This window comes from Pseudomonas faucium (genome assembly GCF_021602585.1).
GTDB classification, from domain to species: domain Bacteria; phylum Pseudomonadota; class Gammaproteobacteria; order Pseudomonadales; family Pseudomonadaceae; genus Aquipseudomonas; species Aquipseudomonas faucium.
Map to the genome: position 1 here is coordinate 120,341 of NZ_BQIP01000019.1, position 7,282 is coordinate 127,622.

Annotated in this window: 9 protein-coding genes and 1 pseudogene; 5 read left to right on the forward strand and 5 right to left on the reverse strand. The window is 65.9% G+C overall.

The window, feature by feature from the left end; translation table 11 throughout:
- Position 1: 1 nt before the first annotated feature.
- Positions 2 to 1,441, reverse strand: coding sequence for a phenylacetate--CoA ligase family protein (locus L6D75_RS20445; protein ID WP_176510963.1), 1,440 nt, complete (start codon positions 1,439 to 1,441; stop codon positions 2 to 4).
- Between the two features lie 290 nt (positions 1,442 to 1,731).
- Between L6D75_RS20445 and L6D75_RS20450 the strand changes: the two genes are divergently transcribed.
- The 3 genes from L6D75_RS20450 to L6D75_RS20460 all read left to right on the forward strand — a co-directional run bounded on the left by L6D75_RS20450 (position 1,732) and on the right by L6D75_RS20460 (position 4,037).
- A complete protein-coding gene (locus tag L6D75_RS20450; protein ID WP_176510962.1) occupies positions 1,732 to 2,883 on the forward strand; it encodes an iron-containing alcohol dehydrogenase in 1,152 nt (383 codons plus the stop codon).
- Positions 2,880 to 3,314 carry an acyl-CoA thioesterase gene (locus L6D75_RS20455; RefSeq protein ID WP_176510961.1) on the forward strand — a complete coding sequence of 145 codons (435 nt, stop codon included), beginning with the start codon at positions 2,880 to 2,882 and terminating at the stop codon, positions 3,312 to 3,314. Before L6D75_RS20450 ends, L6D75_RS20455 begins: the two co-directional genes overlap by 4 nt.
- 69 nt (positions 3,315 to 3,383) lie before the next feature.
- Positions 3,384 to 4,037, forward strand: a complete 654-nt coding sequence (locus L6D75_RS20460; RefSeq protein WP_176510960.1) for a TetR/AcrR family transcriptional regulator — start codon at positions 3,384 to 3,386, stop codon at positions 4,035 to 4,037.
- Positions 4,038 to 4,113: 76 nt separating this feature from the next.
- Here L6D75_RS20460 and L6D75_RS20465 read toward each other — a convergent pair whose 3' ends face one another.
- Positions 4,114 to 4,473 carry a RidA family protein gene (locus L6D75_RS20465; protein WP_176510959.1) on the reverse strand — a complete coding sequence of 120 codons (360 nt, stop codon included), beginning with the start codon at positions 4,471 to 4,473 and terminating at the stop codon, positions 4,114 to 4,116.
- 148 nt (positions 4,474 to 4,621) lie between these two features.
- On the opposite strand from L6D75_RS20465, the gene L6D75_RS20470 reads away from it, so the two are divergent.
- Entirely contained in the window at positions 4,622 to 5,320 is a 699-nt protein-coding gene (locus tag L6D75_RS20470) for a tRNA (adenine(22)-N(1))-methyltransferase (RefSeq protein ID WP_176510958.1), read from the forward strand.
- A 1-nt stretch (position 5,321) separates the two neighbouring features.
- On the opposite strand, the gene L6D75_RS20475 is transcribed toward L6D75_RS20470, so the two are convergent.
- On the reverse strand, positions 5,322 to 5,594 hold the full coding sequence (locus tag L6D75_RS20475; protein WP_176510957.1) for a DUF2790 domain-containing protein: 273 nt from the start codon (positions 5,592 to 5,594) through the stop codon (positions 5,322 to 5,324).
- 123 nt (positions 5,595 to 5,717) lie between these two features.
- On the opposite strand from L6D75_RS20475, the gene L6D75_RS20480 reads away from it, so the two are divergent.
- Positions 5,718 to 6,650, forward strand: a complete 933-nt coding sequence (locus tag L6D75_RS20480; RefSeq protein ID WP_176510956.1) for a LysR family transcriptional regulator — start codon at positions 5,718 to 5,720, stop codon at positions 6,648 to 6,650.
- A gap of 44 nt (positions 6,651 to 6,694) precedes the next feature.
- Here L6D75_RS20480 and L6D75_RS20485 read toward each other — a convergent pair whose 3' ends face one another.
- Both L6D75_RS20485 and L6D75_RS20490 read right to left on the reverse strand, forming a co-directional pair.
- Complete coding sequence (locus tag L6D75_RS20485) at positions 6,695 to 7,012, reverse strand: hypothetical protein (RefSeq protein ID WP_176510955.1); 318 nt, start codon at positions 7,010 to 7,012, stop codon at positions 6,695 to 6,697.
- Between the two features lie 156 nt (positions 7,013 to 7,168).
- Positions 7,169 to 7,282 (reverse strand): annotated as a pseudogene (locus L6D75_RS20490) (IS110 family transposase); the annotation flags it as partial.

Below are 7,282 nucleotides of genomic sequence, written 5' to 3' on the forward strand. Positions count from 1 at the left end.
CTCAGCCCTCCAGGGTGTTGAGAAAGTCCATCGCCTGGCGATGGGAGTCTTCAGTTGCCGCGCAGGTGATCTTGTCGTCGCCGCCGTTGAGCTCGCTGTAGCGCTGGATCGGCCCGACCACGTAGCGGCTCGGCCGGCCGCAACTGCATGGTTGGTCCCACTCCACGGTGATTTCGTCGCCGGTGATGAAGCCGCCCCAGCGGAACTCGGCGCCCAGGTCGAAGAACGCCGCGCGCCCGGTGACGCGGCCCTGGCGCGGCAGTGGCTTGCTGGTGTCGGGGTCGAGCTGGAAGGGGATCACCGTGGGGGCGAAGTGGAAATGGCCGGCCTCGCAGCGCGCATGGGCGCCGCCGACCACCTCGGACATGGCGTAGGACTCGTTCAAGGTGCGCGCCCCGGTGAAGCGCAGCACGTCCTCGCGCCAGCCCTCAGGCTGCACCACGCCCTTGCCGCCCCCGGCGGTGTGCACGAACGAATCGGGGTGGAACACGCCTTCCAGGCCCCGTTCAAGGCCCGCCTTGGCCATGCTGTGCAGCAGGTTCCAGGTGGCGCCGATGTACACCCGCTGGCCCTTGAGCTGGGTTGCCATGCGGTCGAAGAAGGCCGCCAGGTGCTGGGGCATTTCGGCCTGCAACTGGTCGAAGGCCTTTTTCTTTTCCAGCAGCTGCGGGCTGATCACCAGGCGGTCGAGGGTACCTTTGGATTGCGCGGCGCGCAGCTTGGCGCCCAGGTGCAGCACGTCGGTGCTGAGGGTGGTGGGGTAGGCGGCATGGAAGTGCGATTCGCTCGGCAGCAGCGCCGGGATCATCGCCGCGTGCACCCGCACATGGCTCAGGTAGCCCTTGCGGTAGTAGGGGTAGATGGTGTGCAGGTTGGGTTGCGGGGTGTCGGGGTTGTCCATGTTCCACACCACCATCTTGCGCAGCTGGGCGAACTTGTCCCATTCGTGCACGCCCTGGGGCAGGAACGACAAGGTGCCGGAGGTGCCCGAGGTGTGGCTGATGCGCAGCTGCGGCACGCCTTCATCCATGGTCTGGAACCAGTCGTCCAGGCCTTGGCAGTCGCTGACGTTGACCGCCGCGATGGCCTCGGCGACCTCGGGCGTCACCAGCTTGCCCAGCCATTTGTTGATCTGCGCGTAGCTGCGTTTTTCCAGCAGCGAAGGCGGGTAGGACTTGTACACGGTGTGCTCGAACAGCAGCGGTACCACGTCGTCGAGCTGGTCGATGCGCTCCACGCCCTGGGCATCGGCGAGCTTTTTCAGGACCGGGATGCGCTGGCGCAGGGCGGCGAAGCGCTGCTTGAGGCCGCTGAGCTGCAAGGCGTCGATCTCGGCGCGGGGCAGGTGGTTCCAGGCGTGCTGGGAGTAGTTGACCAACGCTGCCGGATCGTTCAGCAACAGCTGGGTTTTTTGTTCTATCGACAGGGGGGCAGTGGGCATATTCGGGCTCGCTGTTCGACTCATGGGATCCGGCCGGGCCGGAGAGAAAGTGCGGCCCAAACATAGCAATGGCGAGTGCCGATTTGTTCCGGATTCCGGGTGTCGAGATGCACGCCTAACGCATTGAAAATAAAGTAAAAAAAAGAACATCAAGAACGCTGGATGGAGGCCATTCCGGATTCGATTTCAGCCTGCCGGGCAAAGGCGAAAGCCGGCTTAGACTGAGCCTCGCCCACTCATTTCAATGAGTGCGCAGCTGGCCCATTCCGAGCGCAATTCGAGAGGCTTTCATGTTGAAAATGCTATTTCAGACCACGCCTTCACTGATCATCGAGCGCGGTGCTTCGGCACGGCTTGCCGAGCATGTGCGGGCCAAGGGGTGCAAGTCGGTGTTGCTGGTGACCGATGCGGGGGTTGTCGGGGCGCGGTTGCTGGATGCGCTGCTCGCCGGGCTGCAAGGCGCGGGGATCGCCGTGCAGGTATTCGACCAGGTGCAGGCCGACCCGCCGGAACCGGTGATCCTGGCGGCGGTGGCGGCCGCCAGGGCCTGTGGTGCCGATTGCGTGGTCGGGGTGGGCGGTGGCAGTTCGCTGGATGCCGCCAAGCTCGCTGCGCTGTTGGCCTGCAGCGGCGAGTCGTTGAGCCAGGTGTATGGCATCAACCAGGCCAAGGGGCCGCGCCTGCCGCTGATCCTGCTGCCGACCACGGCCGGCACCGGTTCGGAAGTGACCTCGGTGTCGGTGGTGACCACTGCCGGCGGCGAGAAGAACGTGGTCTATTCGCCCTTGCTGTTCCCCGACCTGGCCGTGCTCGACGCCGAGCTCACCCTCGGCCTGCCGGCCCCGGTCACGGCCGCGACCGGGATCGATGCCATGGTCCATGCCATCGAAGCCTTCACCACCCGCAATCTGAAGAACCCGCTGTCCGACTGCCTGGCCCGCGAGGCGCTGCGGTTGCTGGCTGGCAGCCTGTTCCAGGCCTGCCGCCAGGGTGACGACGTGCAGGCCCGCGAGCAGATGCTGCTGGGCGCCTGCCTGGCCGGCATGGCCTTTGCCAACGCCCCGGTGGCGGCGGTGCATGCACTGGCCTATCCGCTCGGCGCCCGCTTCCACATCCCCCACGGGCTGTCCAATGCGCTGGTGCTGGGGCCGGTGATGCGTTTCAACCTGCCGGTGGTGGCGCCGCTGTACGCGCAGTTGGCCGATATCGTGATGCCTGGGTTGCGTGGCAGTGAGGTTGACAAGGCCACGGCACTGGCCGACTACCTGGGCGGCCTGGCCGGCGAGCTGGGCCTGGCCACGCGGCTGAGCGAGCAGGGCATCGCCGAGGCCGACCTCGAGGCGCTGGCCCAGGATGCGATCAAGCAGCAGCGCCTGCTGGGCAACAACCCGCGTGAACTGCATCTTGCCGATGTGCGGGCGATCTACAGGGAAATCCTGTGAGCAAGCCGGCGCGGCCCAGCCGCGAGGCCTTCCGCCATTTCACCCAGGTGCCGACGCGCTTTGGCGACAACGATGCCTACGGGCATGTGAACAACGTGGCGTACTACGGCTACTGCGAAACGGCGATCACCACCTTTCTGGTCGAGCAGGGCACCCTGGACATCGCCAGCAGCCCGGTGATCGGGTTGATCGTCAATTCCGGCTGCAGCTACTTCGCGCCGCTGGGTTTCCCCGACCGGGTCGAGGTGGGCATGAAGATCGCCCACCTGGGCAACAGCAGTGCGCGTTACGAGCTGGCGCTGTTTCGTAACCACGAGCCGCTGGCGGCGGCGGCGGCCCACGTGGTCTACGTGTACGTCGAGCGTGCCAGCAACCGCGCGGTGCCGATCCCGGGCCGGGTGCGTGACAAGCTGGCCCTGCTGCTCGACTGATCGCATACTCCGGGTGCTGCCCGCCGGTTTGCCAAGGTGGCGCTGGGCAGCATTGTGGAGAGACGACAGATGATCAAGGCAGACAAGCCGGGCGTGCAGGTGGCGATCCCGGCGCAGCCGCGCAAGGAGCCGCGCCAGGCACGCTCGGTGGCGCTGGTCACGGCGCTCAAGCAGGCCGGCCGGCAAATTCTCGAGAGCGAAGGGCGCGAAGCCTTGAGCGCGCTGCGCCTGGCGGAAGATTCAGGGGTGGCGATCAGCTCGATCTACGAATATTTCCCGACCATGGAATCGCTGATCGCGGCGGTGTTCGACGATTACCGCAGCGAGGCACGGCGCGGGTTGTACGCCGACATCATGGCGCTACCCGCTGGCACCACGCTGCTCGATGGCATCTTGCTGGCGTTGCGCGCCGTGCTCGCCGCGCACCACAAGAAAACCCTCTACGACCCAGCGTTCAGCGTGCGCTCCACCCACTACGACGAGCTGGTGCGCCTGGATGTGGTCAAGGCCAAGCAGATATGGAGCGCCACCGCCAGCTCGGCGCTGATGCAGCGCTTTGCCGATGAAATCCGCGTCAAGGACCGGGCCAAGGCCGAGTTCCTGGTGTACCAGACCTGGTCGGCACTGCCGCGGGCCATGCTGCTGGAGCGCCCTGGCTACCTGACCGACCCGGACACCCCGCAACTGCTGGCGCGTATGCTGCACGCCATGCTTACCCAGTGAGGTTGGGGGTGCCTTTTGAGGCCCCATCGCCGGCAAGCCGGCTCCCACAGGTACCTCACAGCGCTCAAGGCCTGTATCAGCCTTTGGCGGCCATCGCGGTCACTTCCACGCGCATCTGCGGGTAGGCCAGCGCCGCCACGCCCACGGCGGCACGCACCGGCCACGGCTTGCTGAAGAAGCGCTGGTACACCTCGTTGAAGGCGGCGCGGTCGGCCATGTCGGTGAGGTAGATGGTCAGGTGCATGACCCGGTCCATGCCGCTGCCGGCCTTTTCCAGGGCGTCTTTCAATGCCTGCAGGGTGCTTTCGCTCTGCTGCACGATATCGGCCTCGATATCGGCGGGAATCTGCGTGGTGACGAGAATGCCGTTGAACTCGGCGACGTCGGAGGAAATCGACTCGGCGTCGGAATCGGGGGTGAAGACGAGGTTTGCCATGGAATGTTTGCCTTGCAACGGAAGGAAAGCCGCAAGCCTACGCGAGCACGGCGCAGCGGTCGAGCCAGCGCCACCGTTTGGCCCGCGCACGTTGTAATAGCGCGCCCCGGCGGTCAGAATCGCGCCGATTGTGAAGAAGGGGTTTGAGTTGAACGAACAGACATTGTCGATGCGCCTGGAGCGTGTGGCGGCCCATGTGCCGCAGGGCGCGCGCCTGGCCGACATCGGCTCGGACCACGGCTACCTGCCGGTGGCCCTGGCGCTGCGTGGGGTGATCGAGGCGGGCGTGGCCGGTGAAGTGGCGCAGACGCCGTATGCCTCGGCCCAGCGCAACGTGCGCCGCAACGGCCTGGAGCAGCGCATCAGCGTGCGCCTGGCCGACGGCCTGGCAGCGATCCAGGCGCAAGACCGCATCACGGCGGTGAGCCTGTGCGGCATGGGTGGCAAGACCATGTGCGAGATTCTCGAGCGCGGCAAGCAGCACCTGGGCGGCCACCCGCGCCTGATCCTCAACCCCAACGGCGACGAGCGCGAGCTGCGCGGCTGGCTGATGGCCAACGGGTACCGCATCGTGAGTGAAGAGTTGCTGCGCGAGAACCGTTTCGACTACGAGATCATCGTGGCCGAGCCGGCAGCGGGTGAGGCGGCCTACAGCGCCGAAGAGCTGTACTTCGGCCCGCTGCTGATGCGCGAGAAGAGCCCGGCATTCCTCACCAAGTGGCAGCGCATGCTGCGCCAGAAACAACAGACCCTGGCCAACTTCGAGCGCGCGCGTGACGCCGTCCCGCAGGCAAAACGCGACGACTTCGCCCGGCAGATCGGCTGGATCAACCAGGTGCTGGCCTGAGTTACAGCTGCGAGCAGTTGCCCATCTGGCGGTAGTCGACTTCGCGGGTCTGGCCCTGGTGGTCGACATAGACCATGTGCGCGGTGCCGACCTGGCAGTCGGCGGCGTTGCTGGCCGGGGTGATGGAAATGACCTTGGCCACGTCCAGCGGCATGCCGTATTCGTAGGTGTCGCTGTTGGCCACCGGCTGGTTGCCGGCCGTGTCGGCCAGGGCGCCGAACGAGGCGAGCAGGGTAGTCAGGGCAAGCACGGCAATCGAGCGGGGGGTGTTCATGGGGGCTCCTTTTTCGATGTTTCACTCATCATGTATTCATTGGTGATCCTCAATAAATGGGCTAACTCGTGATAGATTCCTGCCCGGAACGCACGAATAAGAAATGCACAAGGAGCCAAGCCCATGGACATGCTGCACGCCATGCGAACCTTCGCCCGGGTAGTGGAGTGCGGCAGTTTCGCCGCGGCCGCCAATGCCCTGGATATATCCGCCGCGCAGGTATCGCGCATCGTTGCGGAGCTGGAGAACCAGCTGCAGACCCGCCTGCTGCACCGCACCACCCGGCGCCTGCGCATGAGCGAGGCGGGGGAGCGGTTTCTCGAGCGCTCGCGGCAGATCATGCTGCTGACCGAAGAAGCGATGGACGAGGCCCGCGGTGCCCACCTCACCCCGCGCGGGCGCCTGCGCCTGCATTGCCCGCATGGCCTGGGCATGCTGCTGATGCCGCTGGTGGCCGGCTACAACGCGGTGTGCCCGGACGTGGTGATCGAGCTGACCCTGTCGCAGCGCAACCCCGACCCCTTGGCCGAGGGCCACGACGTGGTCATCACCGTGGATGAAGCCTTGCCGGATTCGCAGCTGATCGCCGTGCCGCTGGGCACCATCTTCAGCATCCCCTGCGCGGCGCCCAGCTACCTGCAGGCCCACGGCGTGCCAGAGCGCCCCGAAGACCTGCACGAACACCGCTGCCTGCGCATGGCGTACCCGATGTACGAGGGCGACTGGGTGTTCCCGCAGGGCGTGGACCACTGCGTGATCGCCCCGCGAGACAGCTTCTTGACCAACGTCGCCGACGCCATGCTCAAGGCCAGCGAACTGGGCATGGGCATCGGCCTGCTGCCGTTCTACACCGCCAGCCAGGCCATCGAGCAAGGCCGCCTGCGGCGCCTGCTGGCGCCGTATCGGCTGAGGGAAAGTGCGCTGTATGCGATCTACCCGTCGCGCCATTACCTGGACGCCAAGGTGCGCACCTGGATCGACTACATGAAGGAGCAACTGCCGGCGCTGTTTGCCGGGCACGAACGCATTGTCGATGACGCGCAGTACTGGCGCTGACGCCTGGCATCCCCTCGGGCAAGGTGCCAAGGGGGTGTCGGCGGTCAGCGGCTGTCCTGGTCTTCGGCGGTGCCGCCGGTGTGGCCGGCGCCGCTGCCGGTAGCCTCGCCGGTGCTGTTGGAGCCGCCTGCGGCACCATCGGCGGCATCGGAATTGCTGCCGCTGTCGCTGCTGTCATTGGCTTTGCCGCTGCCAGGGCTGTTGACGCTGCTGTCGTCGCCGGCAGTCTTGCCGCCTTGCTGGTCGGCTTTGGGGTAGGCATCGGTGTTGGTGTCGGAGGGGGTGGATGCAGCGAAGCTGCTGGCGCTGCCAAGGCCCAGGGCCAGGGCGAGGCAAAGGGTGAGCGGGCGAATGCGGATCATGGCGTAGCTCCTGTGCGGATGATCTGTCATTCGTTTGGCTGGCGGGGGATGGCAGGGTGCCCGTGGTGCGACGGGCGGTCATGCTGGGGTGTCTGTGAGGGCCCTATCGCCGGCAAGCCGGCTCCCACAGGAAAACCACAGTACCTGTGGGAGATTCTATGGTTGGGGGCAAAGTTTTTTGCCCCCGTTACTGATGTATTCGCTTTGGTTTTTCATCAGGGCGAACGCAATTCTGGCTAATTTCCGGGACAGGATGACGAGGGCCTGCGT

Excerpts from the sequence above, each read along its gene's own strand:
- L6D75_RS20445 (WP_176510963.1), bottom strand. The coding sequence starts at position 1,441 with ATGCCCACTGCCCCCCTGTCGATAGAACAAAAAACCCAGCTGTTGCTG.
- L6D75_RS20450 (WP_176510962.1), top strand. The coding sequence starts at position 1,732 with ATGTTGAAAATGCTATTTCAGACCACGCCTTCACTGATCATCGAGCGC.
- L6D75_RS20460 (WP_176510960.1), top strand. The coding sequence starts at position 3,384 with ATGATCAAGGCAGACAAGCCGGGCGTGCAGGTGGCGATCCCGGCGCAG.
- L6D75_RS20465 (WP_176510959.1), bottom strand. The coding sequence starts at position 4,473 with ATGGCAAACCTCGTCTTCACCCCCGATTCCGACGCCGAGTCGATTTCC.
- L6D75_RS20475 (WP_176510957.1), bottom strand. The coding sequence starts at position 5,594 with ATGAACACCCCCCGCTCGATTGCCGTGCTTGCCCTGACTACCCTGCTC.
- L6D75_RS20480 (WP_176510956.1), top strand. The coding sequence starts at position 5,718 with ATGGACATGCTGCACGCCATGCGAACCTTCGCCCGGGTAGTGGAGTGC.
- L6D75_RS20485 (WP_176510955.1), bottom strand. The coding sequence starts at position 7,012 with ATGATCCGCATTCGCCCGCTCACCCTTTGCCTCGCCCTGGCCCTGGGC.